The sequence below is a fragment of the Leyella stercorea genome (genome assembly GCF_019052365.1).
GTDB lineage: Bacteria > Bacteroidota > Bacteroidia > Bacteroidales > Bacteroidaceae > Prevotella.
On sequence record NZ_JAHQUY010000009.1, the window covers coordinates 1 to 26,186 of the forward strand.

A 26,186-nucleotide genomic window follows, 5' to 3' on the forward strand; every position below is an offset into this window, starting at 1 on the left:
GAGCAGAACAAGTATTGTAATCAGGGGGTGCACTTGTCTCAAGTGCACCAACCGAGCAGAACAAGTATTGTAATCAGGGGGTGCACTTGTCTCAAGTGCACCAACCGAACAGAACAAGCATTGTAATCAGGGGGTGCACTTGTCTCAAGTGCACCAACCGAGCAGAACAAGTATTATTTGATTGGTGCAGTTGAGACAACTGCACCCCCTAAAAGTGGTGCACTTGAGACAAGTGCACCCCCTAAAAAAAGAAAACTATGAAATACGATTTTGATAAGGTTGTCGACCGCTCTGGGTCGGGCGACCTGAAGCACGAGGTGCTTGCAGAGAGATATGGCAGAGGCGACCTGCTGCCGCTTTGGGTGGCGGACATGGACTTCGAGACGCCGCAGTTTATAACCGACGCGCTGCGCAAGCGTCTCGAACACTCGCTGTTCGGCTACACGATATTGCCGCGCGACTACTGGCAGACGGTGGCTAAATGGATTGAGGACCATCACCAGTGGCGTGTCGACGAGCAGTGGATGCGCTTCATACCGGGCATCGTGAAGGGCATCGGCTTCGTCATCAACGTGTTCGTGAAGGAGGACGAGAAGGTTATCATCCAGCCGCCGGTGTATCACCCGTTCCGACTGACGCCTGAGGGCAATCACCGCAAGGTGGTGTACAACCCACTGAAGGAGAACGCCGACGGATCGTACTCGATGGACTTCGACAATCTGGCGGAAGTGGCTGACGAGAAGTGCCGCGTGCTCATCCTCTCCAACCCGCACAACCCGGCAGGCATAACATGGGATGCGGAGACGCTGCGCCGTCTTGCCGACTTCTGCTCTGAGCATAACATCATCGTCATCAGCGACGAGATTCACTCGGATATGGCTATCTTCGGCAACAAGCATGTGCCGTTCGCATCGGTTTCTGAGGCGGCTGCGCAGTGTAGCATCACGTTCGGCGCTCCGTCGAAGACGTTCAACATTGCGGGCATCGTGAGCTCGTGGTGCATTGTGCCGAACGAGAAGTTGCGCCGCCCGCTGTTCGAGTGGATGACGGCTAACGAGCTTGACGACCCGCATCTGTTTGCACCTATCGCTACGATGGCTGCGTTCAAGAACGGTGAGGAATGGCGTCAGCAGATGCTGGCGTACGTGGAGCAGAACATTCTGTTCGTTGAGGAGTTCCTCAGCAAGCATCTGCCACAGATTAAGGCGGTGCGACCGCAGGCGTCGTTCCTGGTGTGGCTCGACTGCCGCGGTCTGCATCTCGACCACGACCAGCTCATTGACCTCTTCGTAAACCGTGCACGCCTTGCGCTCAACGACGGCGAGATGTTCGGAAAGGAAGGCAAGGGATTCATGAGAATGAACGTAGCGACGCCAAGAAGCGTGCTGAAGGAAGCGCTGGAGCGATTGGCTGCACAAATTCAGAGTTGAGAATTGCATAAAAAACAAAACCGCCGAGCATCACTGCTTGGCGGTTCTTAAACTCTTTTCTTGATTTATCAAACAATTACAAACTGCTTCTTATAAATTTAAACTACACCTCTGTTCCTATTAGAACAGAAGATGTACTCACTTAGTTTTCTTGTTGTTTCTGTTGGTATTGCAAAAGTAGTAACTTTTTTCATACCTTCAATTCCACTGCGTAAAAGAGAAATGTCAAATTGTAAAAACCTTTGATTTTCGTCAAATTACTCCAGCTTTTGACTGTTTGACACCCTGATTTTACCGTTTGACGCTCTAAACTCTATCGGACTCATGCCTTCTCGTTGCACAAAAGCACGGCGGAAAGTGGACAACGAATTGAAACCGGAGTTCATCGCAATGGTTTCGAGCGTGTCGTCGGAGGAGTGAAGAAGCAGTTTTGCGTGGTGTATGCGATAATCATTTACGAAGTCATAGAACGTACTTTCGCAGTTCTGGTTGAAATACTGCGAGAGGTAGGTGCGGTTGGTGCCGAGGAGCATGGCAAGCTCCGAAAGACGCAAGCGCGGATTGAGATAGACATGCTCCTTCTCGAAGAGCAGATACATGCGCTCGGCGAAGGCTGCCTCCTGCTGCAGCTTGAGTTCTTCGGGTTCCGGTTCAGCGGGTTGTTCAGCAACGGGCTGCGGTTCTGCCACCGTTTCCGCTACGTTTTCGGACTGCGTGTGCACATGTGGAACATTCTGGTCGGCATCGGCTGCCTCCAGATGCGCCGTCGCCTTGTCGAGGTCGTTCTCGGCGGCATCGAGGTTAGTCTCTGCATTGTCCTCAGACGGTTCCACGAAGTACGACTTCACGGCGTTGATAACCACCGACTGGCGATAGAAGCAGAAGCAGGCGGCTATCCACATCACGAGTGAGTTGAAGAGGAAGATGTTGTCGTATCGCACGCCCGACGCCATACTGTCGTACACCCATAGCATGAGCAGACAGAAGAAGAGCAGGATGACGCCGCGCAGCCAGTGGAGGTTGATGTATTCGGCGTAGGAATACTCCTCCTTGAGCGCACGCTCGAAGCGCGGCAACTCTCGCAAAGCCCACAGAAGGATGAAGACGGCGCAGAGGATGGCGGCGAAGTGCATGGCATGATAGGCAAGCGGCACGGGATGCACCCAGAATGCCACCATCAGGACGACAAACGGAATGTAGAAACAGAACGCCCTACTCCAGTTCATCCACAACGGACGGCAGGCTTCTACGAGTACAATGGCGTACATGGGCAGCGTGAGCAGGTCGATGCTCGACGCATACTGTTCCTCAAGACGCGAACTGTAGTAGGTGTTGCCGATGAATATGAGGTCCTTCACATATTGCGCCACAATGGTGAGCATAAGCAAACTCACGTATATCTTCAAACGGCTGCAATGTCTGTAGAAGAACATACATGCCATTACAAGATGGAACATTATGTTTGCGCCATATAAGAAGTATAATAAATTTTTACCTATCATATAACTATATACAGAGATTCGTGGTTTATTAATAAATATAGTGAGTGTTGTACTGCAGTTGTTTGATAACAATCTCTAAAGATATTGGCAAAGATAAAGAGAATAATTTAATTTTACCGAATTTATATGGCGTTTTTTTCTAAAAGCCTGCGAAATTGGACAAAAAAGCACGATTTCATCGAGGGTCTGACGGAATGTTCTCCCACAAAATACGCAGAACTCACAGAATTTATTACTGAGTATTCTCCCACAGATTTCAGATGCAATTTTAGGGGGTGCACTTGTCTCAAGTGCACCAACCAAGCAAACAGTGATTCTCCCACAGATTTCACAGAAATACACAGATTGTTAGGGTGCGGATAATAAAAACAACGAAATACGCTCACGTCAAAGATGGCGAAGTCGCCGATAGTATTGCCGTTGAGCACAACGTTCTTGCAACGTTTTTCCAACACTTTTCCACCGACGGCGGACGGAAACCGATCGGACGGCGGACGGAATCTGATCGGACGGCGGACGCAAACTGTGGCACACTTAGGGGGTGCACTTGTCTCAAGTGCACCAACCGAGCAAGAAATGCGCCAACAAAGGAAGTGGTGCAAAATAATTGGATGGTGCACTTGAGACAAGTGCACCCCCTAAAAGGCACCTACAAAAAGAGGTGCACCTGAAACAAGTGCACCCCCTAAAAGCACCCCCTAAAAGGCACCTACAAAAAGGGGTGCACCTGAAACAAGTGCACCCCATTCGTTGTTGCAAATTAAATATTACTTAACGAGTACCTTCTTAACCTTGCCGTCAGCAGAGCGAACGATGTTAAGACCCTTCTGGAGCTTAGAAATCTGTACGCCGTCAACAGTGAAGAGCTGTGCCTCGCCGTTAGCAGCCTCAGCGTTGATTGTGCTGATGCCGTCAACAACCGGCTCTACAACCTTAAGAGTTGCGTCCCAAACGCCACCACCGTCAGAGAGGATACTGCTTGAACCACCAGGGAGGATGCAGTTCCAGTCGATCTTGAAGCGGATACGATATTCGCCAGCCTTAGCAGGAGCCTTGAACGAAGGTGCAACATAAGTATTGCGAGCATCTCCTGTAAGTTCATCACCTACTGAGTTATAACCAGATGCATCGTTCTTTGGGTTAGAGTCGAGAGAGTAGAAGCTGAATGCTACCAAATCGGTGCCAGTCTGATCCCACTGTCCCTCCTTATAAGAGAAGTCGCCGTCGTTGTCGAAGTCGATGTAAACGAAGCTATGCATCCATTCGCCTGTGTAATCGAACGAAGCTGTCAGTTCGCTGCCAGCCTCAACTGTGAACGGTTCGTCTGCTGTATGATCCTCGTAAGCAGCCTTTGAAGTCTTAACGTTCTTTGTCTGCTTGTCCTTGCCTGTCTGCTGGAGAGAGAAGCTGTTGAGGGCACGGCTATTATGTGTGCTGTTTGCGTCCTTGTCGAAGTTGACAGCGTAGTCGTCCTTCGGCTCCTCTGTAGAGAACTCAGTGCCGTAAACGAGCTTATATTTGTAAGACATGCCGAACGAAGGGATTGAAACAACACCAGAAGCGTCCAGATAAGCCTTGTCGTTATTGAACATAACCTTGAGCTTGCCCTCATTAGAGTCAACCAAAGGATAGTCAGCATCTGTGAATGTAACCTCCGGCTTCTCAGCCTCGATAGTTGTGATACCGTTCTCTGTCTTACCTGCGACATTCTTGAAGCTAACGGTACCAACGTTCACGTAGAGAACATTGTATGTGTCGAGGTTAGCAAGAATCACATTGTAGCGGTCGTTGCCAAGCGACTCGATTGTGAGCTTCTGAGGATCGTTTGTGCCAGATGCTGTATTGAGTGTGTATTCGAGCTTGTCGCTGAAGATCTTTGTCTCAACTACTGACGGCGGCTCCGGTGTCTCTGCCTTCTCGCCGTAAACGAACTGACCGTTCTCTGTTGTGAACTTGCAAACGAAGCCCTCGAAGCCGTTCTCGCCTACCTTTACAGAAGCAGAGAAGTCGGTGAAGTCGAGTTCTGTTTCGTCAGCGTCGTTCCAGAAGCCGCTTGCATCAGGTGTTGTGAAGGTAATGTTACCATCTTCGCCCTTTGTCGGCTTGAGGTTCTCGATTGTGAAGTCTTCCTTCTTTGAACCCAAAGTGATCTTCTTGAACTTAACCATATAAACGCCTTCCATGTACTCTGTGAGCACTGCGTCTACATTCTCATAGTCAGTAACCTCATCGCCTGCCTTTACATAAGCGTTGCTTGTGAAGTTATAAATGTTCGGAACGTAAACATCATCACTGAACTCGTAGCTGATCATGTCGCCGTTGCCGACAAGGATAGTGAGTTTAACAGATGCCGAGCCCTTGCTGTCTGCATCAGCAGCAGGAGTTGCGTCAATCATACCACCCTTAATAGCCATAGACTTGCCATCGTATGGTGAACCAGGAGCATTGATTGCAATGTTGCATGCAGGAACATCAATCTCAAGTTTGCCTGCGTTCTCTGTTGCCTCAAGACCTGCGATAACGATATCGCCAAGAGAAACGCGATCTTCGCCTACTACTACATTCTTGAGAGTAGCTGTGTATGTGCCGTTAAGTTCCTTAACGAGCTGAAGCTTTGCATCCTTAACATACTGGTGGAAATCGAGGTAGTCGCCCTCAGCAATTTCTTTCCAGTAAACAGTCTCCACATTGCTTGTAAAATCGTATGTAGTGGTCTCGCCAGGTGTTGTACCGCCCTCTGTCACGAGCTCTACAGACTTGTATGTAGCGTACGGATGCTCGCCGCGCAAAGAACCGAAGTAGAGCTGGTTAGCACCCTCCTTGTAGAGCTGCGGCATAAGAGAAGCCTCGAACACGAGTGTGCCGTCGATATGAACGCCTTCCTTGTCCATTACGATGGTGCAGTTAGAGATGTCCTGCACCTCGTAGAAACGGTTGGTAGCGCCGTTATCGCCTTTATAGCGATACTGAACAGCGAACTTGTGAACATCGGCAGTTGTAGAACCCCAGTCAGTAAAGTTCTGTCTGTAGAAGAAATGGAGAGTGCTTCCGCTTTCCTGGTCCCAGTTTGCAATATCCGCGCTGTTGGTAGAGATAGCGAAGATCTGCTCGTTGGTGCCGGTAAGACAGTTTGTCAAATCTACATTCGCTACAATCTTCTGGGTAGCCCAGTCGACTGTGATTGCTTTAGGTGTGATGGTACCGCCGTTAGGCTGAGTGCCGTCAGGAATAATTTTCTCGCTTGTTGACTGAGCGAACGCCGTCGCAGTCATCACCAACATAACGAGTAAGGAGAAAATTTTCTTCATAATAAATTTGGTTTGTTATTAATTAATGTTAGTAAATTGTATTAATGTTACTTCACGAGCACCTTCTTCACCTTGCCACTTGCTGTGCGCACGATGTTGATACCGCGCTGCAGGCGCTGCATACGCACTCCACCGAGGTTGTATATCTCGACATACCTGTTGTCGTCAGCGGCATTCACGGTGTTGATAGCGGTATCTATCTTCTTGCCAAACACCACATCCACATCGCTACCCATCGTCATAAAGGTGAAGTCGACGATGAGCTTCGACTTGTCGGCTGAGAGTGTAGCCGTGAATGCACTGATCGACGACTTGCTGCCTTCTTTTACACCACCGATGGCTGCTGTGCTCGTAACGTTGGTCCATGTGCCCTCGGTGCTTGCGGTAGAGAATGTCATCTCGCCGGCTGCATCAACGGTTGCCGTCACATCCTCAACGACGAAGTCGCCGAAGGTCTTGTATTCCATTGGAGCGAGTTTGCGGAACGTAAACTTGTAGACGTCGTCTGACACCTTGGTCAGCTCCACTTCCTTCTGTGCGTAGTCGGTTGTTCTGCCTGCGCCGCTTGTCACATGCAGGTCGTCGGTGAATACCTGACCGAATGTGCAGAGCGCTGTCATCAAGAAAACCATGAGTGTAAATACTTTCTTCATGCTGATTTTAGTTTAGATGCTTCAAAAATAGTTAAAATAAACGAAATAGGGTGCGTTAAAACGGAATTTAACATTTGCCAATTCCATTTTAACACACCCTATGTATGTTCAATGTCTATTATGTCTTATTACTTCAACACCTTCACTACATTGCCGTCAGCGGTGCGAACGATGTTCAGACCCTTCTGAAGGCCGTTCAGACGTACGCCGTTGACGTTGTAAACCTCAACCTTGCCGTTCTGAGTGGTGGTGATGCCGTTGATGCCTGCTGCCGGCTTTGTACCGAACACTGCCTCTACGTTCATTGTAGCATCTTCGATTGTTACGGGGAGAGTCATCTTAGCGTAGAGCTTGCCGTCCTTGCTGTAAGCCTCGACGATCTTCACGTGCACCTTGTTGCCGAGAGCCTCAGCAATCTCAGCGCCGTTGGTGATGGCTGCGTCCTTCTCTACGGTGTAGAACACGTAGCCGTTCTTCTCAACGCCCGGTACGTCGGTGATTGTAACGTCGCCGATGAGGAGACCTGCGAACGAGAACTGGTTGAGCACGAAGGTGTACTTACCCTCGCTCTGCTTGATAACGTCGATGGTTGCCTCCTCAGGATCCTGCACTTCGCCATCAAGAGAGATGACGAGCTGGTCCTTGTAGGTGGTCTTCTCTACGTTTGTAGCCTTCTTGCCGAATGTAGCCTTCACGTTGATAGTCGCTTCGCCGAGTGTTACGGGGAGCGCCATCTCTGCGTAGAGCTTGCCGTTCTCGATTTCTGCGTTCATTGTGACATGCACCTTGTTGCCGAGCATCTCAGCGATGTCAGCACCGTTAGTGATGGTAGCGTCCTTCTCTACGGTGAAGGTCTGCTTGCCGTCCTTCTCTACGCATGGCACGCCGCTGATTGTAACGTCGCCGATAAGGATTTCGCCGAACGAGAACTTCGTCAGCACGAAGGTGTAGTTGTTGTTGCCCTCGCTGCATACGTCGATGCTTGCTTGCTCCGGCTCCTGATCCTCGCCGTTGAGGTTGATGAGGAGCTGGTCGGTGTATGTTGTCGGGCAAACTACGTTCACAACGTATGTGTGAGATGTCTGCAGGTCGGCAGATGTAACGGTCACGTTGTATACGAGGTTGCCGCTACCGTCTGTCGGAGCGACAGCTTCTGACGCTACGAAAGCCGACTTAGCGTTTGTTGCGAACTCGAGCTTCTTGTCAGCGTCCTTTGTAGAGTAGACAGTGTAGCTGTACTTGTCGCTTGCGAAGCCCGGAACCTCTACGCCGCCAATCTTCAGAGAGGTGAGCTGTGAGTTGTAGACAAGCTCGAGGTCATCGATGTAAAGCTCGTCAGGGGTGTCTACATCCTTTGAAGCCACACCCGGCTGGGCGTTTGTAGAAAGCGTTACGAGCATTGCCTTCGGGTCGAGCTTTGCATCCGTGTATGCGAACGGTACAGAGATGCGCTGCCAAACGTTGCCGTTCTCCGCGATCTTCTTATTCTGAGCCTTTGCCAACACATTGGTGTATGTCTTGTCCTCCGGATCCTGATACTTGGTGCCGTCGGTGAGCACAGCCGAGAGGTTGGCGTAGGGATAGTTTTGCTTGTTGTCGGCAGAGAGTGCTCCCTGCTTGTACTTCACCCATACTGCGATAGAATCGGGCAAAGTGTTGATCGGGGCGTAGAACGGGTCGTTGTTCGAGTCTTTATCGGTACCGGCGGGATCGCTTGTAGCGTTGTTGGCTGGGTTTGTCGGCTTTATATGACCTGCGTAAAGACGACCGGTGGTGATAGTGCCGTTGGCAGGTACGCCGAGCACTTTGCTTGAAACGACCTTGACGCACTGTCCCTTAGCACCTGGGCGAACGTCCTTAGAGATAAATGTGTGGGTGTTTTTGCGCGCAGAAGCATACATACCAGAAGCGTGTGCGCTCATGAACGAGTGCCAGCCGTCCGGCTCATCGCTTGTGTTGCCGCTGTACTCAGCCTTGTGCCATGTCTCGAAGTCGGAACCGAGAAGCTGGCCGAGTGTGTAGCGTTTCTCGCCGAATGTACCCTGAGCATAGTAAGCTCCGTCGAGGTTGAGGTTGAACTTGGCTGTGATCTTGCCGTCTGCAACCTGACCGAGGAAGAACACGTCGTAGTCGCCGGCGTGCGCTGTTCCGTTGAGGAGCTGGAATTTGCCGACCTTTGACGACTTCACGCCGTCAAGAACAAGGTCGCTAACAGGTGCGCTGGTGGTGCCTACCTTGATAGTTGCGCCACTGATTGTCACCTTCACTGTCTTGCCGTCAGCGTTGTCGACAACGCTGATCTTACCGTTACCGTTCAGGTCTTTGCCGAACGAGCCGGTGAAATCGGCTGCCGCTGCCGAGAGACTCAGGGCAGCGGTAGCCATTGTAATAAATAATTTGTTCATCTATTATTAATTAAAATTACTTCTTCAGAACCTTCAGCGTTCTGCCGTCGGCTGTGCGCACGATGTTCACGCCGCGCTGGAGAGAAGTAACTTTCGCACCAGTGAGTGTGTAGATGTGCTTAACGGTGCCGTCAGCAGCTACTACTGTGTTTACAGAAGTTGCTGTCGGGTCGTAGTTGAATGTGTAAGCAACAGACTCGCCCCAGTTGTCGATGACGAACCTACCAGTGCAGCTTGTCACCTTCTTATCTGCGTCGAAGCCTACGATAAACTCGAGATCGGTGTAGTCGACCTCTGTGTAAGACGGGTGTGCAGCTGTTGTCTTAGCCACGCCCTTCTTGCTTGCAAACTTAGCCTCGCTGTCGTTGCCTGTGCGTGCAACGCCCTCGAACGAAACGGTGTTGAGACCGATGCCGTTAGGAATAGCTACGTTAGAGAACGAGAGTGTATATACGTTTTCTGCTGTCTCTGTGAATGTGAGTGTATTCACTACGTTATTAGTGAAATCGCCGTCGTCTGTTACGGTGTAACCAACGAGGCCACCTCCTACAGAGAACGGACCTGCCGGAACGAACGGCTCCTGATAGTTGAACCATGCTGTGAGCTTGAACGCAGGCTCGTCCTCGTCTGTGAACACGATTGTAGCAGAGAGGTCGCCGCTCTCGTCGATCTTAGCCTCAACGTTTGCCATGAGCTTTGTGTAGCCGAGGTAGAAGTCAGGAAGGTCTGTGATGTCCGGCTCTACTGTGCCAGTGTATACCACCTCGCCGTTTACTTCCTTCTTCTCAAGACCCTTGAACATAACGCCTGACATTGAGCCCTTCTCTGTGTCGATGTGCTCGATTTCGAGGCTGTGTACGCCGTCGCTCCACTCGCAAACCTTTGCTAATACGTTAGGATACTTAACTTTGCCAGCCTGACCGCCTTCTAATACAGAAACTACGTCAGCAGTGAACTGCTCTGTGTCGGTGATTGTCGGCTTGTCGTCGCCGCCAGTGCTGCCACCGCCGCTGCTTGTGCGCTTGCCTTCAAACACTACGTTTCTGTACTCCTTGGTCGTGTTAACCTGGAAGTACTTGAATGTGATGTAGATCTTCTCGTCGTCGATTACAGACTTGCCGAGAGCGTCAGACAACTCGAAATAGTATTTTGTAGCTGCGCCGATGTTGCCGCCTTCGTTAGAGAAGGTGAAGCTGTTGCCGCCTGCCCACTTATAGTTCTCGATTCCGGCGAATGTACACTTGCCGAAGTCGTCGTTGCCGAAGATTACGCTCTCGAACACGAGTGTGTACTTGCCGCCTTCGCCCTGGGTTACGGCTACGGTTGTTTCATAATCGTTAAAGTCATTCACCTTTGAGTGGAATGTTCCTTTGTAATACTGCTGGGCAGACACACATACTGTCGCCATCAAAAGGACTAACAGAGTAAAGATTTTTTTCATAAGCTTGTTATTTGTTTTTAGGTTTAATAATTATTGTTGTTATGGTGAGGTGGTGAGGTGGTGAGATGTGATGGTGAGGTGGTGTATGGTGTGGTGGTGAGATTTGCCATTAAGCAGTAAACTAATGTCAACATCTCAACACATCAACATCTCAACACATCAACCTACTTGAGCTTGTACAGCACACCGAGCGTAGCATACACGGGGTACATTGTCTGCTCGATAGTCTTGAACTTCTCGCGGAACACGCCCGACATACCCCACTGCACATCGGCGTATGCGCCGAAGTGCTGCGAGAAGTACCAGTCGGCACCGAAGTCGAAGCCGAAGTGCCAGTGGCGCATATCGCTCGAGAAGTCGTAGTCGCCGCGCTCACCCTCGTTATGTCCGAGCTCCACCTTCTGACCAGTCGGGTCGCCCTCGCGCAGATAGCCGTCGTAGGCGTAGCCGGTGAACTCGTTGTTAAGAGCGTAAGAGAAGTAGGGACCGAACTTCAGTCGCACTGCGTCCGACACGCTGAACGTAGCCTGCAGAGGCAGCGTTATGACGAGCTGCTTTGCATTCGTAACGACATTGCCCGTGAAGAGTCCGCTCAGCGACTCGCTGCCCTGGCGCATCTCCATTGAATAGCTCTTCACGCGAGCGTCGGTCTCCATCGCCTTTGTCTGGAAATGGAAGCCTGCCATCATGCCCCACTTCTCGGTGAGCGGCTTGTAGGCGTCGAGTGCTATGGTGAAGCTGGGTTTCGGCGTGTAGCTATTGAGACCGCGTATGGAAGCGGGCATGCCCATCGGCATTGTGCCGCCGATATTGTAGCCGAGACGAGCCTGATAGCAAAGGTTGTCGAATATTCCGATTGCCGACGCGCCCTGCGCGCCGAAGAGCAGCGCGAAGGCTGCGGCTATTATTGATTTCTTCATTTGCTTGTTTCCTTACTTCTTGTATGCAATACTTACCTTGTCGATGAGCAGCGTGCTGCCCACTGCACCCTGGAAGGCTGCGCCTTCGATGCTCGATGTGAACACTACTGCCATGCTGTAGCCGTAGTTGGCGAGTATGGCGGGGTCGAGTTCGCCGCAGTAGTTGAAGTCGACGGAGAAGTTCTTCCATCCGCCTTCGGTCTTCACGACGTTAGGCACGCGAGCCAGCGCCACAATCTGCGGAGATGTGAGCACGTTGTCGCCGGTGAGGTAGAACGACTTGCCCTCGCTGTCTACGTTGCGGAACACTACGGCGTAGATGTCGCCCTGGTCGATGCGGTCTTCTACCACCTTGCCCGACTTGTCCTTGAACACTTCGCCCGGCGTGTACTGGTAGTAGCCTGCGAGCGTCACGGGGCGATAGTTTATCTGGTTGTACGAGCCCTCGCCGAAGTGTGTAGCCTTAAGCGGCGCCTTGGTAGCCGACTTCGAGTCGAACACGCCGGTGAAGAGGTTGCCGGCTGCGATGCGCATGTTCACTACCACGCCGAACGGACCGGTATCGCTTGTCACGAGCTTGACGCCTGCTCCGTCGTAGCCCTCTGCGAGAGGTGTAGACGGATACTGGTCGGGCGTAGCAGATCCCTTCGCAATCTTGAAGCCGGGGTTGCCGGTTGCCCAGTTAGAGCCGTTCTCGTAGTCGCTCCACACATAGAACTTAGACGATGCGGGGTCGAGGAAGTAGTTCTCGAAGTTGTAGTTTACGTAGCCGAACTGCTCCTCCGGCTTGCCCGGATCGGGGGTGGTACCTGCATCCGTCGCCTTTATGAAGACGCGGTATGTGCGGTTGTACTGTCCGTCTTCTGACGTCACGACGTATGTCACGGGGCCGTCTGCGAAGTTCTGCACCGAACCGTTCTCCGGAGCGATTGTCGCTCCGTCAGTTACCTTGAAGTATACCGGCAAGGCTGTAACATCGCTGTTAGGGCGCAGGTCGGGGAAGATAAGATCGGTCTTTGTCGACTCGATATCCGGGAGTTCGGCATTGGACGGCTGGAAGAACACCTCGTCGGGGTTGTCCACCTGAATCCATGCCTTTTCTATGTCGCACTCGTTGTTGAGCGCTTCATCCTTGAAACAAGATGTGAGTGTCGTAGCAAATGCCACGACAGCAATTAGTGAGAATGGCTTTACCATTAATATTTCTGTTTTGATTTATTATATATAGGTGGCGCAATCGTTTTCCGCCACATCGTAAAGTCGCCTATGTGCTTGAATTTTAGAAAGCTATATTCGGTGCAAAGTTCGGCAAAAAAAGCGACAGAGCCAAAAAAAAGCCCGAAAATCTACCCTCTCGCACTAAAAAACGGAAATATATTGAACCTTTTGACAAGATGTAAACCCATTCGTGCCATTTGTTTGTAAAAGTTTGAGTAACTTTGCACTCTGAATTTTATCAGGTAACTATTATTTAATCAGATTATTATGCTTGGATTACCCAAAGACCCGATGATGCTCTTCAGCGTCATCAATGCGCACTTGCGCGACACTTACCCCTCGCTCGACGCTTTATGCGACGACCTCCACGTAGAAAAACAACAGATTATTGACCAACTGGCAGCTGTCGGATATGAATACAACGAAGACAAAAACAAATTCTGGTAACAGCACGATAAGCATGGGGCAGCACTACCGCACGCTGCTCTCCATCGGCATCCCTATCATGATAGGTCAGATGGGTATGATTGTGCTTAGCTTTGCGGACACGATGATGGTGGGCCATCACAGCACGACGGAGCTTGGCGCTGCGTCGTTCGTCAACAACATCATGAACCTTGCCATCATCACCGGCACGGGCTTCTCTTACGGACTGACGCCTATAGTGGGCGCGCTCTTCGGACGCGGCGAACATGCCGGAGCGGGTCAGGCGCTGCGCTGCTCGCTGCTTACGAACACGCTGGCGGCGGTGGCGATGATGACTGTGCTGCTGGTGCTCTTCTTCAATCTGGGCAACATCGGACAGCCGGAGGAACTGCTCGGCTACATGCGTCCTTACTATATGGTGCTGTTTGCATCGCTGCCGTTCGTGATGCTGTTCAACGCCTTCAAGCAGTTTACGGACAGTATCACGCTGACGCGCACGTCGATGTGGATTCTGCTCTCGGGCAACCTGCTGAACATCGTCGGCAACTACATATTCATCTACGGTAAGTGCGGTTCGCCCGAGATGGGCGTAATCGGTGCGGGCGTGTCTACGCTGCTCTCGCGTATAATAATGGTGGTGGTGTTCGCCACGGTGTTCCTGCGCGCACGCCGCTTCGCTTCATACAGAGAGGGCTTCTTCCGTCTGGGCTGGTCGCGCGACTTGCTGCGCCGCCTCGGCTCGCTCGGCACGCCTATAGCGCTGGAGATGGGCATGGAGACGGCGTCGTTCTCGCTCTCTATCATCATGGTGGGATGGCTCGGCACGATAGCCTTGGCGTCGCATCAGGTGATGTCTACCATCTCGCAGTTCACGTTCATGGTCTACTACGGACTGGGTGCTGCGGTGGCTGTGCGCACGAGCTACTTCCACGGACAGCACGACGTGCAGAACGTGCGCCACACGGTGACGGCGGGTCTGCGTCTTATGGTGATGCTCGAGGTGGTGCTCGGCGGCATCATCTTCCTGCTGCGCAACCATATCGGCGGATGGTTTACAGACAGCGCCGAGGTGTCGGCGGGTGTGCTCTCGCTGCTCCTGCCGTTCTTCATCTACCAGTTCGGCGACGGCATGCAGATAAACTACGCGAACGCGCTGCGCGGCATCGCCGACGTGAAGCCGCTGATGCTGATTGCGTTCATCGCCTTCTTCGTCATCTCGCTGCCCGTTGGCTATCTCTGCGGATTCGTGCTGGGCTACGGACTGATGGGCGTGTGGATGGCGTTCCCGTTCGGACTGACGTCGGCGGGCGTGATGATGTGGTGGAGATTCAGAAAATACAAATAGAGTTGCTTTAGTAGCGGAGGTCTCCGGTCTCCGCAGCAACTAAAAAGCAGCCTCAAAAAAAATATGCCCAAATAGGGGGTGCAGTGGTCTCCACTGCACCAACCAAGCAAGAAGTGCACCAATAGCTTGGTTGGTGCAGCAGAGACTGCTGCACCCCCTAACAGAAAAAGCCTCGCAAGTGAAAACTTGCGAGGCTTTTTAAATGGCGCTTCAAGATGGACTTGAACCAACGACCCCCTGATTAACAGTCAGGTGCTCTAACCAACTGAGCTATTGAAGCAATCCGATGTTTGCGCTTCAAGATGGACTTGAACCAACGACCCCCTGATTAACAGTCAGGTGCTCTAACCAACTGAGCTATTGAAGCATTTTTCTTGTGACAACTTGGCTTGTTGTCTGATTGCGGATGCAAAGGTAATAAGTTTTTCCGTAACTCAAAAATTTTTCAGCATTTTTTTGTTATAATATGGCAAAAAAATTAAAAATGGGGCTGTTTTGCTGACACAGAAAGGTGTGCGGGCTTAAAAACTCTACATTATTTATATGTATTTGGCGTTAATGTTGTACTTTTGTAGGCTGAATGACGATGTGCCCGAAAAGCGTGACATCGAACCGAAAAAGATTTATAACGAACTCAAAAACATAGAAGAAATGCGAAAACTCATAATCATTGCGCTGATAATGCTGCCTATGCTGGCGGCGGCGCAGAACAGCAGCGACCACAACTACCGCGTGGCGAAGAACCTTGAGGTGTTCAACGCCGTCTACCGCAACCTCGACCTGCTATACGTCGACTCGCTGAACGCCGACGAGGTGGTGGGCGACGCCGTCAACCAGATGCTGCGATCGCTCGACCCGTACACGGAGTATTACCCGGAGGACAAGGTGGGCGAATACAAGCAGATGCTCACGGGCAAGTATGCGGGCATCGGCTCCATTATCTCGTATAGCTTCACGCGCAAGAACGTGGTGATAAACAAGCCGTACGAGGGTATGCCGGCAGCGGAGGCGGGTCTGCGCAAGGGCGACATGATTCTGTCTATCGACGGCGAGTCGATGGAGGGAAAGACGACGGCGTACGTGTCGGAGCATCTGCGCGGCGACGCCGGCACGACGATGATGCTGAAGGTGAAGCGCCCAGCTACGGGCAAGACACTAACGCTGAAGGTGCAGCGACGCGCCATTCAGATGCCTTACCTTACGTACTACGGCTTGCAGCCCGACGGCATCGGCTATATCAGCTACAACCAGTTTCTCGAGAACTCGGCGAAGGACGTGCGCCGCGCGTTCGTCGAGATGCGCTCGAAGGGCATGCGCGGACTGGTGCTCGACCTGCGTTCCAACGGAGGCGGATCGGTGCAGGAGGCGCTGCAGATTCTGAATATGTTCGTGCCGAAGGGCAAGCAGTTGCTCGAGATGCGCGGCAAGGTGAAGAGCTCCAACAAGACGTTCTCTACGACGATGGAACCGATTGACACTGTGATGCCTATCGTGGTGCTGGTGAACGAGGAGACGGCGAGCGCCAGCGAGATTACGTCGGGCGCGCTGCAGGACCTCGACCGCGCCGTGGTGATGGGCACACGCACATACGGCAAGGGACTGGTGCAGGTGCCGAACGTGCCCCTACCCTACAACGGCAAGCTGAAACTGACTACCGCGAAATACTACATTCCGTCGGGCCGCTGCATCCAGGCGCGCAAGTACAAGCATACGGAGAAGGGATTGGCGAGCGAGAATGTGGCAGACTCGCTGACGCATGAGTTCCGCACGGCGGCGGGCCGCATCGTGCGCGACGGCGGAGGCATAAAGCCCGACATCGAGGTGCTCCCCGACTCGATGCCGAACATCGCCTACTACCTGCAGTTCGCCGACACTACCGACTTGCTGCTCAACTACGAGATTGAGTACATGGCGAAGCACCGCACGGTGGCTGAGCCGTCGGAGTTCGAGTTCTCGGACAAGGACTACGACGAGTTCTGCGCTTATGTCATAAAGAGTGGTTTCGAGTACGACCAGGTGAGCGAGAAGTATCTGAAGGACCTGGAGAAGCTGGCGCGCTTCGAGGGCTACTACGAGGATGCGAAGCCGGAGTTCGAGGCGCTGAAGGCGAAGCTGAAGCACGACTTGAAGAAGGACTTGGCTTATCCGTACAACAAGGAGCAGCTGAAGCAGATCATCGCCAACGACATCATGTCGGCTTACTACTTCGACCGCGGCGCGCTGCAGAACTCGCTGCGCTACGACAAGCAGTTTGCCAAGGCTGCCGAACTGCTGAAGAACCCCGAGGAGTATCGCAAAACGCTTGCTCCCATAAAGAAGTAGCGCGTTGATTCCCACGGAATACGATTTACGATGAGGATTCTCCCACAGATTGCACTCGACACAGATGCTGCTAACTTCAGGGGGTGCACTTGTCTCAAGTGCACCAACGTAACAAAGGCATATTAACATTGCTCGGTTGGTGCACTTGAGACAAGTGCCCCCCTTGAAGACAACCTAACTTCTGTGAAATCTGTGGGAGATATTCTTTGGGAAAATACAAAGATAATACACTAAGAAAAGAACAAAGAACAACATGAACATAGGAAACATACAGTTTGGGGAACGACCGCTGTTCCTCGCACCAATGGAGGACGTGACGGACATCGGATTCCGACACCTCTGCAAGCGGTTCGGCGCATCGATGGTTTACACGGAGTTCGTGAGCGCCGAGGCACTCGTGCGATCGGTGAACGCCACGCTGCGCAAACTCACCATCAGCGACGAGGAGCGACCCGTGGGAATACAGATATATGGCCGCGACGTGGAGTCGATGGTGGAGGCTGCGAAGATTGTGGAGCAGGTGAAGCCCGACGTGATTGACATCAACTTCGGATGCCCCGTGAAGAAGGTGGCTGGCAAGGGAGCCGGAGCTGGCATGCTGCAGAACATACCGCTGCTATTAGACATCACGCGCGAGGTGGTGAAGGCGGTGAACACGCCCGTCACGGTGAAGACGCGCTTGGGATGGAACCACGAACAGCTCGTCATCTGCGACCTTGCGGAGGCGCTACAAGACTGCGGCATCCAGGCGCTCACCATACACGGCAGAACGCGCGCGCAGATGTACACGGGCGACGCCGACTGGACGCTCATCGGCGAAGTGAAGCGCAACCCGCGCATACACATCCCCATCATCGGCAACGGCGACATCTGCACACCCGAGCAGGCGCGCGACGCGTTCGACCGCTACGGCGTGGACGCGGTGATGGTGGGTCGTGCTACGTTCGGCTGTCCGTGGATATTCCAGGAGATGCGCGACGTGCTCGACGGACGTCCTGCCGACCCTACGCTCACCACCGACCGCAAGATTGACTTGCTGCTTGAGCAGCTGCGCATCAACGTGGAGCGCATCGACGAGTATCGCGGCATACTGCACACGCGCCGCCATATCGCTGCGTCGCCGGTGTTCAAGGGCATACCCGACTTCCGTCAGACGCGCATCGCCATGCTGCGCGCCACGACGGTGGAGGAGCTGACGGCTATCATGGAGCAGGCACGAGAGATGATTCATAAGGTGCAGGGCGTGTAGGTCTGCGCAACGTTATCAAAGCAAAAGGGACTCAGTACGATGCGTACTGAGTCCCTTTTGATTTATGGTCGTATCATTACCACGCACCGGAAAAGTCATTACCGCGTATCGGAAACATCATTACCCGACTGCGGTAACGGCGTTACCAGGTCGCGGTAAGGAGGTTTACTCGTTGGAGTTCGCCCATAGAATGAGCACTTGGTGAGAAGAACCTGCAACAAAATCTGTTCTCTTGCTTGATTGATGCACTTCTTGCTCGGTTGGTGCAAGTCTTGCTTGGTTAGTGCAAGTCTTGTTCGGTTGGTGCACTTCTTGCTTGGTTGGTGCACTTCTTGCTTGGTTGGTGCACTTCTTGCTTGGTTGGTGCACTTGAGACAAGTGCACCCCCTGAAAATAGCATCCGTTTAATCCGTTTAATCCGTTGTTTGTTTTTCACAAGCAGCAGGAATCCGTTTAATCAGTTGTGAAATCAACGCACCCAACGAATCTGTGAAAATCCGTGCAATCTGTGGGAGTCTACTCTCAGCAAGTGGATTCCGTGGTAGGTTCTTCTTGATTGGTTGGTGCACTTCTTGCTCTGGCAAGCGGCAAAGCCGAGCGGAGACAAGTGCACCCCTGAAAATAGCATCCGATTAATCCGTTGTTAATTTTCCAAAGCAGCAGAAAATCCGTTTAATCCGATTAATCCGTTGTTTTTTACAAGCAGCAGGAATCCGTTTAATCAGTTGTGAAATCAACGCACCCAACGAATCTGTGGGAGTCCACTCTCAGCAAGTGGATTCCGTGGGAGGTTCTTCTTGCTTGGTTGGTGCACTTGAGACAAGTGCACCCCCTGAGAATAGCATCCGATTAATCCGTTGTTAAATTTCCAAAACAGCTGAAAATCCGTTTAATCCGATTAATCCGTTGTTAAACATCCAAAGCAGCAGAAAATCCGTTTAATCCGATTAATCCGTTGTTAAACATCCAAAGCAGCAGAAAATCCGATTAATCCGTTGTAAAATCATAACAAGCAGCGGAATACGCTGTCAAATCACTCGCAGGCAGCGAAGCCGAATGCGCGGTCGTAGTCTTCGCTTACGCCGAGTTTGCCGTTGATAAGGCTCACGAGCTCCACGGTGGCGAGGAAGCAGAGGCGGCCGTCCGACTTGCGGTGAATAGCGTGGTCGAAGATGTAGCGCAGACCCTCCTTGCGCGCGCCGAGCTTCGAGACGAAGACATCGTCGCAGCGTAGCGGCGTCTTGTACTGCAGGTTCATGCGCGCCACTACGGCGTCGACGCCCTTCTCGTGAAGGCGCGCGAAGCTCACGCCGAGCGACGTGAGAAAGAGATGGCGCGTGTGCTCGGTGTAGTGGAGGTAGTTGGCATTGTTCACGATGCCCTGGATGTCGCACTCGTAGTCGCGAACCTCCATTTCTGTTTCAAAGATATAGTTCGGTTTCATAAATATAATATTCCTTCGGGACCCTCGTTGCAGAGCAGGTCGAGAGCCGACATGTTGGGTTGGAAGCCCTGGCGCAGGGCATGAACTTGATAATACTCGCGCGGCGTGAACGCAGCGTCGGGCAGCGGATGCTTCGGGCGGATGGCGTCGCGGAAGTCGTCGGCGCCTACAGCAGCGGCGTCCATGTACTCGTCTGAGACGCTGATATTCGGACGCACGTCGAGCAGCTCGCAGAGCTTGGCGGTTATCTCCATGTTGAAGTCGAAGAGAAACTCCCAACGGCGCTCGAAGAACGGGCGCAGGTCGTCGGCGTAGTACATGAAGAACGGCGACTCGCCGTAGGCAGACACGATGGCGTTCCAGTGGAGGTGGCGCCACTCGCCGTGGTCGGAGATGCGTATGTCGCGCATGGGGCACTTGGCGCCGTCGTAGCGTTCGATGGGCACGGTGAGCGCCTGCACGCCGTTAGCCGTGGCTATCAGGCAGCGGTTGCGGTAGGTCTGCTTCGTGAAGTTGTCGCAACGCTCCACTATCGCATGTCCGTAGCGATGAAGCTTCTGCATCCATTGCACGGGTGGGAAGTAGGCGGAGGAGAGCAGGCAGGTAGCCGTGCCCTCTTGCCCTTCGGCAGCGGTGTGGGGAGTGGGTTGCTCAATGTTTGTTGACATCTGTCTGAATGGTCGTGTTAGTGATTGGATATACAGCCCTACGATCTGCGTTTATTGCGCTTGCTCTAAAGCGAAAGCACGCAGCTCACGGTGACGCCGGTAAGGAAGTTGAGCACGAGGTAATAGACGAACAAAGCCCAATTGCTCTCGAAGCTATACGCATCGTATCCGAACAGACTGGCGATGCCCATATACACCATGAACGTAACGAAATAGAGAAGGAACTCGACGGTCTTTCTCACCGCCACTTTGCTTACTGCCATAATCTTAGGGTTTTATAGTTACTTGATATTGTCGACGAAGCGGAACAGACGGCTCCAGCGGATGCCGGCGGTGCCGGTATGGTCGGGGTCGCTCGACCACCAGATGAATATCGGCTTGCCCACGATGTGGTCTTCGGGCACGAAGCCCCAGTAGCGCGAGTCGGCAGAATTGTGGCGGTTGTCGCCCTGCATCCAGTAGTAGTCCATGCGGAAGGTGTACTTGTTGGTCTGCTTGCCGTTGATGTATATCTTTCCGTTCTTCACCTGCAGGTCGTTGCCCTCGTAGACGCGTATCGGACGCTCGTAGACGGCGATGTTGTCCATGGTGAGCGTGAGCGTAGCGCCGCGCTTCGGAATCCAAATCGGTCCGTAGTTGTCGCGGGTCCAACGCTTGTTGCCGTTGAGCGGATAGGTGCTCCATACGTCAGCCAGGTTGTCGGCATCGGTCACTGGTGTAACGCTCTCCACCACGTCCTTGCGTGCACGCAGTGCCTTCACGGAAGCGTTGGTGAGCGGCAGGTAGCCGTACATGTTGAGCGAAGCGATGTCCTCGCTGGAGATGCCCAGCTCGTCGATGAGTTCGAGCGGGAGCTGCGCACGCAGCTTCACGTGGTAGCTGTACTGCACGTTGTCGGGCTCCTTGTTCGGCTTACCGTCGAGGTAGATGATGCGGTTCTTTATCTGCAGAGTCTGACCGGGCAGACCCACGCAGCGCTTCACGTAGTTCTCGCGGCGGTCGACGGGGCGTGTCTTTATCGTGCCGAACTCGGAGGGGTTCTGGTCGATGAGCTTGCGGCCTGCGGCGTAGAGCTTCGCAAAGAAGTCGTACTGCTGCTGCTTTGTGGCGAAGTAAGGTATCTCGCCGTTATGCTTCTCAGCCCACTCCTGCTCGCCGGCTCCGTAGGCGATGGCGTAGAAGTCGCGACCCAAGTACTTGGGCGCGGTGAGAACGGTGTCGCCAGCCGGGTAGTTGAACACGACGATGTCGTTGAGCTGCACCTTGCCCAGTCCCTTGGCGCGCTCGTAGCCCCACTGCGGCCACTCGATGTACGAGTCGCAGTCGACAACGGGCAGCGTGTGCTGCGTCAGCGGCAGCGTGAGCGGGGTCTGCGGCTTGCGCGGTCCGTAGCTCACCTTCGACACGAAGAGGTAGTCGCCTACGAGCAGCGACTTCTCAAGCGACGACGACGGGATGACGTAGTTCTGGAAGAAGTAGATATTGATGAAGTAAACGGCTACAAGGGCGAACACAAGGGCGTCGACCCACGGCATGATGGCTGCCGTGACGCGGTTCTCTGAGTCGCGCCACCACTGCCAGTTTATCTTCTTTGTGATGTAGACATCGAATATGAACGGTAGGACGATGAGTCCCCACCAGCTCTTCACCCAATAGAGGAAGAGCAGATATGCCACAACAGCGGCAATGCACTTAGCCCACTGCACCTTCGGGTTGAGGGCTTTCTTTTCTTTTTCGGTCATTGTTATTGAATGGTTAGGAGCTAAGCTCCGATTAGTATTCTTTAGGATGAGGGTGTGTCAAAACTCACAAGCGACACGCCCCGAAGGGGCAGCACCACATAGCCCAAGGCAGCGCCTTGGGTTAAAAGGCACACACGAACCATACGTCCAGTAAGGGCAAAAGCCTAATTATTAAGGAGTTGCCCTTACAGGGCGCACTGTTCAATCATATATCTCAACACCCAGGGCGTTCTTGCTCTGGCAAGCGGCAAAGCCGAGCGGCCCTGGGCTATGTGATTGTTGGGCTTTCAGCCCGCACTAATTGACTTTTGACACATCCGCCTCCTGCCTTAGAACTTGAACAGATCCTTCGTGGTGAGCAGTCCGTCGTGTTCCTTGGTGTACTCGGCAGCGAGCACGGCTCCGAGAGCGAATCCCTTGCGCGAGTGGGCGTCGTGGGTGATTGTTATCGAGTCGGCGTCAGAGTCGTAGCAGATGGTGTGTATGCCCGGCACCTCATCGCGGCGGATGCTCTCGATGGCGAGCTGGTCGGCAGCCACATCGTTGGTGCCTTCTACGGTGCCGTCAGCGAGATGCTGTTCGCCCTTCACCCATGACGTCTTGCGGTCGAGGTCGTCGATAATCTCTTCGGCGAGGGTGATGGCTGTGCCTGACGGAGCATCGAGCTTGTGTATGTGGTGGGTCTCGCTCATGCGCACGTCGTACTGGCTGAACTGGTTCATTATCTTAGCCAGATAGCGGTTTACGGCTGAGAAGATTGCTACGCCGATAGAGAAGTTGGAAGCCCAGAACAGCGTCTTGCCTTCCTCGGTGCAGGCGCGGCGCACGTCGTCGCCGTGGTCTTTCATCCATCCGGTAGAACCGCTCACCACCTTCACGCCTGCTTTCCACGCACGCAGATAGTTGCCATAAGCGGCTGTGGGCGAAGTGAACTCTATCGCTACGTCGGCAGACGCAAAAGCAGCCGACTCAAAGTCGTCCTGATTGTCAACATCGATGATACTCACAATGTTGTGGCCACGCTCCTTGCAGATAGACTCTATCATATGTCCCATCTTGCCGTAGCCTATAAGTGCTATATTCATTGTCTATACGTTTATAGTTAATCTATGCAAAGTTACTGAAAAAGACGGAGTAACAGCAATTAATGTCTATTTTTTAGGGTTTTATAATACAAAAGCTAGAGCAACAAGTTTCCCCCAGAAAACCTAGAATCCCCAGTTTCCCCCAAAAACCTAGAATTCCTAGCCCCCTAGTCTACCTAGAAACCCTAGCCCCCTAATCTACCTAGAAACCCTAGCTCCCCTAGAACCCCTAGCCCCCTAGTTCCTACAGCCTATGCTTCTCTCCAAACTCCGCCGACACATAATTGTATATCCCGGCGCAGCAATCCGCCGAGAACGCCGTTGCGCTCTCTATCAGCTTCGCCCACTCGCCTTCCGTAAGCCCTCGCTCGAGGTCTGCACGGCGGATGTCATGGCGAAGCATGGCGCAGATAAGTCCGGCGTTGAAGTTGTCGCCGGCGCCGATGGTGCTCACGGTAGGCGTCTGCGGCATCGGATACTCCTTGCGGAAGCCGCCGTCAGAGAAGACGGTGACGGGGTGCGGACCGTCGGTGTAGACAAGTCGCGGACAGTAGAACGAGGTCTCGGCGCGGTAGACACGTTCTGCAGAGTCTTTCTTGTAGAGCACCTCGAAGTCGTCGCGCGAACCGCGCACTATATCGGCGTAATCGAGGTTATCAATAAGGTTTGGCGTCACCTTCATCACGTCGCCGCGATGCGACGGACGGAAATTGACGTCATAGTAAATGATGGCTCCACACTCCCGCGCACGATCCAACAAGGCTGACACCTGAGGACGTGTAGCAGGACTCACTGCATAGAACGAACCGAACAGCACGATGTCGTCTGCCTGAATTTCTGGCAACTGCATATCAACGGGGTCGGTATTGGCGTCGCGATAGAATGTGTAGTTGGCGTTGTTGTCGTTGTCGAGGAACGCCAGCGAAACGGGCGACTTCCATCCGTTGCGTACCGACACATAATCGGTGTTCACGTTGTTCTGCGAGAGAAACGTGCGAATAAGTCCGCCAACATGGTCATCGCCGGTCTCCGTAACGAAAGTTGCATTGGCGCCAACGCGTCCCAACGACACGATGGCATTGAAAGTGGATCCGCCGGGCACAGCCTCCATCGGCTTGTTGTCCTTGAAAATGATGTCGAGAAGGGTCTCTCCTATTCCTATTACTTTGCGCATATTGTTGTCTATAGAATATTGGTTTTCCAAAGAATATAGTTTTCTAAAGAATATTGTCTTCAAAATATAGAACGCAAACCTTGTGCCCCGAAAGGTTCAGTCGTCGCCTAACATTTTACCATACAAATGTACACAGAAATTTTAAAGTGTACAAGACGGCATGGCAGATACACTTATAAAACATGGTAGATAGGCTGGAATATTTTGCATTTTTTAGAAAATCTACCAGCTTTTATCGTGCTTATAATGTGAAGGTTACGGCAATGCTGGTAGATATGGCAGATTTTTTCATCAAACAAAACAAAAAAAAGCCTGCCGACCTTTTCGGTCAGCAGGCTTAATATTAAGATAAAGCGATGTGCATCGATTATTCAGCCTTCGGCTCCTCTGCCTGAACAGCCTCTGCAGCAGGTGCTTCAGTTGCCTCAGCAGTTGACTTGCGGCTACGGCGTGTCTTCTTGCCAGCCTTTGCAGTCTTAGCCATGTTCTCGTCGAAGTCTACGAGCTCGATGAATGCGATCTGAGCAGCGTCACCCTTACGTGTGCCGAGCTTGATAACGCGTGTGTAGCCACCAGGACGGTCGCCTACCTTCTCAGCTACTGTGCTGAAAAGCTCCTTAAGAGCGTACTTGTTCTGGAGGTAGCTGAATACAACACGACGAGAGTTTGTGCTGTCGTCCTTGCTGCGTGTGATCAGCGGCTCTACATACATCTTCAAAGCCTTAGCCTTTGCGAGGGTCGTAGTGATTCTTTTGTGCATAATCAGCGAGATAGCCATGTTTGCGAGCATAGCGCCACGGTGAGATGCAGTACGACCTAAGTGGTTGAATTTCTTATTGTGTCTCATTTTGTTTTATTCTTTATCTAATTTGTATTGAGAAATGTCGGTTCCAAACGACAGATTCAGACTCAAGAGCAAATCATCAAGCTCAGAGAGCGATTTCTTACCGAAGTTGCGGAACTTAAGGAGGTCTGTCTTGTTGTACTGTACGAGGTCGCCGAGTGTTTCAACATCTGCAGCCTTCAAGCAGTTGAGCGCACGAACAGAAAGGTTCATGTCTGTGAGCTTTGTCTTGAGGAGCTGGCGCATGTGGAGAACTTCCTCGTCGAACTCCTGATTGCTTTCGTGCTCAGGGCTCTCGAGAGTAATCTTCTCGTCGCTGAAGAGCATGAAGTGCTGAATCAGAATCTTAGCAGCTTCCTTGAGCGCATCCTTCGGGTGGATGGAACCGTCCGTTGTGACTTCGAGAACGAGCTTGTCGTAGTCGGTCTTCTGCTCGACACGATAAGGCTCTACCGAATACTTCACGTTACGGATTGGGGTGTAGATAGAATCGATTGGAATTACGTTAACGTCAGTGCAGTAAGCTCTGTTCTCATCAGCTGGGACGTAGCCACGGCCCTTGTTGATAGTAAGATCGATCTGCATTGAAGCTTTGACATCTAAATGACAAATCACCAAATCAGGGTTTAACACTTCAAATCCAGTCAGATACTTGCCTATATCACCAGCCTTGAACTCTGTCGAATTCTCAACGGTGATACTAACTTTTTCGTTCTCGAATTCTTCTACTACTTGCTTGAATCTTACTTGCTTCAAATTCAAGATAATGTTAGTTACATCCTCCTTTACGCCGGGTACTGAAGAGAACTCGTGCTCAACACCACTAATCTTGATGGTGTTGATAGCGTAGCCCTCAAGTGACGAAAGAAGAATGCGGCGCAGGGAGTTACCGATGGTAACACCGAATCCTGGCTCCAACGGACGGAATTCGAACTTACCGAACTTGTCGTTGGAATCCAACATTACAACTTTGTCAGGTTTTTGAAATGCTAATATCGCCATTAATTTAA

At 52.3% G+C, this 26,186-nt stretch carries 21 protein-coding genes and 2 tRNA genes; 6 read left to right on the forward strand and 17 right to left on the reverse strand.

Annotated features, from left to right (window positions below):
• Positions 1 to 257: 257 nt before the first annotated feature.
• Positions 258 to 1,430: a MalY/PatB family protein gene (locus tag KTQ90_RS02840; RefSeq protein WP_217317130.1), complete on the forward strand. Its 1,173-nt coding sequence runs from the start codon at positions 258 to 260 to the stop codon at positions 1,428 to 1,430.
• 257 nt (positions 1,431 to 1,687) lie between these two features.
• Here KTQ90_RS02840 and KTQ90_RS02845 read toward each other — a convergent pair whose 3' ends face one another.
• The 7 genes from KTQ90_RS02845 to KTQ90_RS02875 form a co-directional block, all read right to left on the reverse strand.
• Entirely contained in the window at positions 1,688 to 2,887 is a 1,200-nt protein-coding gene (locus KTQ90_RS02845; RefSeq protein ID WP_217317131.1) for a helix-turn-helix domain-containing protein, read from the reverse strand.
• An 812-nt stretch (positions 2,888 to 3,699) separates the two neighbouring features.
• Positions 3,700 to 6,240 carry a hypothetical protein gene (locus tag KTQ90_RS02850; RefSeq protein ID WP_217317132.1) on the reverse strand — a complete coding sequence of 847 codons (2,541 nt, stop codon included), beginning with the start codon at positions 6,238 to 6,240 and terminating at the stop codon, positions 3,700 to 3,702.
• Between the two features lie 47 nt (positions 6,241 to 6,287).
• Entirely contained in the window at positions 6,288 to 6,893 is a 606-nt protein-coding gene (locus KTQ90_RS02855; RefSeq protein ID WP_217317133.1) for a calycin-like domain-containing protein, read from the reverse strand.
• Positions 6,894 to 7,021: 128 nt separating this feature from the next.
• The gene (locus tag KTQ90_RS02860; RefSeq protein ID WP_217317134.1) at positions 7,022 to 9,298 is read right to left on the reverse strand and encodes a calycin-like domain-containing protein; all 2,277 of its coding nucleotides are present in this window, start codon (positions 9,296 to 9,298) and stop codon (positions 7,022 to 7,024) included.
• 16 nt (positions 9,299 to 9,314) lie between these two features.
• Positions 9,315 to 10,739, reverse strand: coding sequence for a hypothetical protein (locus tag KTQ90_RS02865; RefSeq protein WP_217317135.1), 1,425 nt, complete (start codon positions 10,737 to 10,739; stop codon positions 9,315 to 9,317).
• A 164-nt stretch (positions 10,740 to 10,903) separates the two neighbouring features.
• Positions 10,904 to 11,659 (reverse strand): porin family protein, encoded by a 756-nt coding sequence (locus KTQ90_RS02870; RefSeq protein ID WP_217317136.1) that lies wholly within the window; start codon positions 11,657 to 11,659, stop codon positions 10,904 to 10,906.
• A 12-nt stretch (positions 11,660 to 11,671) separates the two neighbouring features.
• Positions 11,672 to 12,856, reverse strand: coding sequence for a PCMD domain-containing protein (locus KTQ90_RS02875; protein WP_217317137.1), 1,185 nt, complete (start codon positions 12,854 to 12,856; stop codon positions 11,672 to 11,674).
• Positions 12,857 to 13,144: 288 nt separating this feature from the next.
• Here KTQ90_RS02875 and KTQ90_RS02880 point away from each other — a divergent pair, with 288 nt between their 5' ends.
• Positions 13,145 to 13,324, forward strand: a complete 180-nt coding sequence (locus KTQ90_RS02880) for a DUF4250 domain-containing protein (RefSeq protein WP_022158551.1) — start codon at positions 13,145 to 13,147, stop codon at positions 13,322 to 13,324.
• Between the two features lie 13 nt (positions 13,325 to 13,337).
• Complete coding sequence (locus KTQ90_RS02885; RefSeq protein WP_217317166.1) at positions 13,338 to 14,648, forward strand: MATE family efflux transporter; 1,311 nt, start codon at positions 13,338 to 13,340, stop codon at positions 14,646 to 14,648.
• A gap of 203 nt (positions 14,649 to 14,851) precedes the next feature.
• Here KTQ90_RS02885 and KTQ90_RS02890 read toward each other — a convergent pair.
• A tRNA-Asn gene (locus KTQ90_RS02890) sits at positions 14,852 to 14,928 on the reverse strand.
• 13 nt (positions 14,929 to 14,941) lie between these two features.
• Positions 14,942 to 15,015, reverse strand: a tRNA-Asn gene (locus KTQ90_RS02895).
• A gap of 284 nt (positions 15,016 to 15,299) precedes the next feature.
• Here KTQ90_RS02895 and KTQ90_RS02900 point away from each other — a divergent pair.
• Together KTQ90_RS02900 and dusB are read left to right on the forward strand one after the other, a co-directional pair.
• Positions 15,300 to 16,970, forward strand: a complete 1,671-nt coding sequence (locus KTQ90_RS02900) for a S41 family peptidase (protein ID WP_217317138.1) — start codon at positions 15,300 to 15,302, stop codon at positions 16,968 to 16,970.
• 253 nt (positions 16,971 to 17,223) lie between these two features.
• Positions 17,224 to 18,219, forward strand: a complete 996-nt coding sequence (gene dusB, locus KTQ90_RS02905) for a tRNA dihydrouridine synthase DusB (protein ID WP_217317139.1) — start codon at positions 17,224 to 17,226, stop codon at positions 18,217 to 18,219.
• Between the two features lie 1,033 nt (positions 18,220 to 19,252).
• Here dusB and KTQ90_RS02910 read toward each other — a convergent pair.
• The 6 genes from KTQ90_RS02910 to KTQ90_RS02935 form a co-directional block, all read right to left on the reverse strand.
• The gene (locus KTQ90_RS02910; RefSeq protein WP_217317140.1) at positions 19,253 to 19,663 is read right to left on the reverse strand and encodes an acyl-CoA thioesterase; all 411 of its coding nucleotides are present in this window, start codon (positions 19,661 to 19,663) and stop codon (positions 19,253 to 19,255) included.
• Complete coding sequence (locus KTQ90_RS02915; RefSeq protein ID WP_217317141.1) at positions 19,660 to 20,331, reverse strand: WbqC family protein; 672 nt, start codon at positions 20,329 to 20,331, stop codon at positions 19,660 to 19,662. Before KTQ90_RS02915 ends, KTQ90_RS02910 begins: the two co-directional genes overlap by 4 nt.
• A gap of 65 nt (positions 20,332 to 20,396) precedes the next feature.
• Positions 20,397 to 20,594, reverse strand: coding sequence for a hypothetical protein (locus KTQ90_RS02920; RefSeq protein WP_217317142.1), 198 nt, complete (start codon positions 20,592 to 20,594; stop codon positions 20,397 to 20,399).
• Between the two features lie 18 nt (positions 20,595 to 20,612).
• Positions 20,613 to 22,073, reverse strand: coding sequence for a S26 family signal peptidase (locus KTQ90_RS02925; RefSeq protein WP_217317143.1), 1,461 nt, complete (start codon positions 22,071 to 22,073; stop codon positions 20,613 to 20,615).
• A gap of 329 nt (positions 22,074 to 22,402) precedes the next feature.
• A complete protein-coding gene (gene dapB / locus KTQ90_RS02930) occupies positions 22,403 to 23,158 on the reverse strand; it encodes a 4-hydroxy-tetrahydrodipicolinate reductase (RefSeq protein ID WP_217317144.1) in 756 nt (251 codons plus the stop codon).
• Positions 23,159 to 23,402: 244 nt separating this feature from the next.
• The gene (locus tag KTQ90_RS02935) at positions 23,403 to 24,332 is read right to left on the reverse strand and encodes a carbohydrate kinase family protein (protein ID WP_217317145.1); all 930 of its coding nucleotides are present in this window, start codon (positions 24,330 to 24,332) and stop codon (positions 23,403 to 23,405) included.
• Positions 24,333 to 24,514: 182 nt separating this feature from the next.
• Here KTQ90_RS02935 and KTQ90_RS02940 point away from each other — a divergent pair, with 182 nt between their 5' ends.
• Positions 24,515 to 24,673: a hypothetical protein gene (locus KTQ90_RS02940; protein ID WP_217317146.1), complete on the forward strand. Its 159-nt coding sequence runs from the start codon at positions 24,515 to 24,517 to the stop codon at positions 24,671 to 24,673.
• A 26-nt stretch (positions 24,674 to 24,699) separates the two neighbouring features.
• On the opposite strand, the gene rplQ is transcribed toward KTQ90_RS02940, so the two are convergent.
• Positions 24,700 to 25,179, reverse strand: coding sequence for a 50S ribosomal protein L17 (gene rplQ, locus KTQ90_RS02945; protein WP_217317147.1), 480 nt, complete (start codon positions 25,177 to 25,179; stop codon positions 24,700 to 24,702).
• 6 nt (positions 25,180 to 25,185) lie between these two features.
• Entirely contained in the window at positions 25,186 to 26,178 is a 993-nt protein-coding gene (locus KTQ90_RS02950) for a DNA-directed RNA polymerase subunit alpha (RefSeq protein ID WP_022430512.1), read from the reverse strand.
• Positions 26,179 to 26,186 lie beyond the last annotated feature (8 nt).

Coding starts and splice junctions, on each gene's coding strand:
- KTQ90_RS02840 (WP_217317130.1), top strand. CDS start 258: ATGAAATACGATTTTGATAAGGTTGTCGACCGCTCTGGGTCGGGCGAC.
- KTQ90_RS02845 (WP_217317131.1), bottom strand. CDS start 2,887: ATGTTCCATCTTGTAATGGCATGTATGTTCTTCTACAGACATTGCAGC.
- KTQ90_RS02850 (WP_217317132.1), bottom strand. CDS start 6,240: ATGAAGAAAATTTTCTCCTTACTCGTTATGTTGGTGATGACTGCGACG.
- KTQ90_RS02855 (WP_217317133.1), bottom strand. CDS start 6,893: ATGAAGAAAGTATTTACACTCATGGTTTTCTTGATGACAGCGCTCTGC.
- KTQ90_RS02860 (WP_217317134.1), bottom strand. CDS start 9,298: ATGAACAAATTATTTATTACAATGGCTACCGCTGCCCTGAGTCTCTCG.
- KTQ90_RS02865 (WP_217317135.1), bottom strand. CDS start 10,739: ATGAAAAAAATCTTTACTCTGTTAGTCCTTTTGATGGCGACAGTATGT.
- KTQ90_RS02870 (WP_217317136.1), bottom strand. CDS start 11,659: ATGAAGAAATCAATAATAGCCGCAGCCTTCGCGCTGCTCTTCGGCGCG.
- KTQ90_RS02875 (WP_217317137.1), bottom strand. CDS start 12,856: ATGGTAAAGCCATTCTCACTAATTGCTGTCGTGGCATTTGCTACGACA.
- KTQ90_RS02880 (WP_022158551.1), top strand. CDS start 13,145: ATGCTTGGATTACCCAAAGACCCGATGATGCTCTTCAGCGTCATCAAT.
- KTQ90_RS02885 (WP_217317166.1), top strand. CDS start 13,338: ATGGGGCAGCACTACCGCACGCTGCTCTCCATCGGCATCCCTATCATG.
- KTQ90_RS02900 (WP_217317138.1), top strand. CDS start 15,300: ATGCGAAAACTCATAATCATTGCGCTGATAATGCTGCCTATGCTGGCG.
- dusB (WP_217317139.1), top strand. CDS start 17,224: ATGAACATAGGAAACATACAGTTTGGGGAACGACCGCTGTTCCTCGCA.
- KTQ90_RS02910 (WP_217317140.1), bottom strand. CDS start 19,663: ATGAAACCGAACTATATCTTTGAAACAGAAATGGAGGTTCGCGACTAC.
- KTQ90_RS02915 (WP_217317141.1), bottom strand. CDS start 20,331: ATGTCAACAAACATTGAGCAACCCACTCCCCACACCGCTGCCGAAGGG.
- KTQ90_RS02920 (WP_217317142.1), bottom strand. CDS start 20,594: ATGGCAGTAAGCAAAGTGGCGGTGAGAAAGACCGTCGAGTTCCTTCTC.
- KTQ90_RS02925 (WP_217317143.1), bottom strand. CDS start 22,073: ATGACCGAAAAAGAAAAGAAAGCCCTCAACCCGAAGGTGCAGTGGGCT.
- dapB (WP_217317144.1), bottom strand. CDS start 23,158: ATGAATATAGCACTTATAGGCTACGGCAAGATGGGACATATGATAGAG.
- KTQ90_RS02935 (WP_217317145.1), bottom strand. CDS start 24,332: ATGCGCAAAGTAATAGGAATAGGAGAGACCCTTCTCGACATCATTTTC.
- KTQ90_RS02940 (WP_217317146.1), top strand. CDS start 24,515: ATGGTAGATAGGCTGGAATATTTTGCATTTTTTAGAAAATCTACCAGC.
- rplQ (WP_217317147.1), bottom strand. CDS start 25,179: ATGAGACACAATAAGAAATTCAACCACTTAGGTCGTACTGCATCTCAC.
- KTQ90_RS02950 (WP_022430512.1), bottom strand. CDS start 26,178: ATGGCGATATTAGCATTTCAAAAACCTGACAAAGTTGTAATGTTGGAT.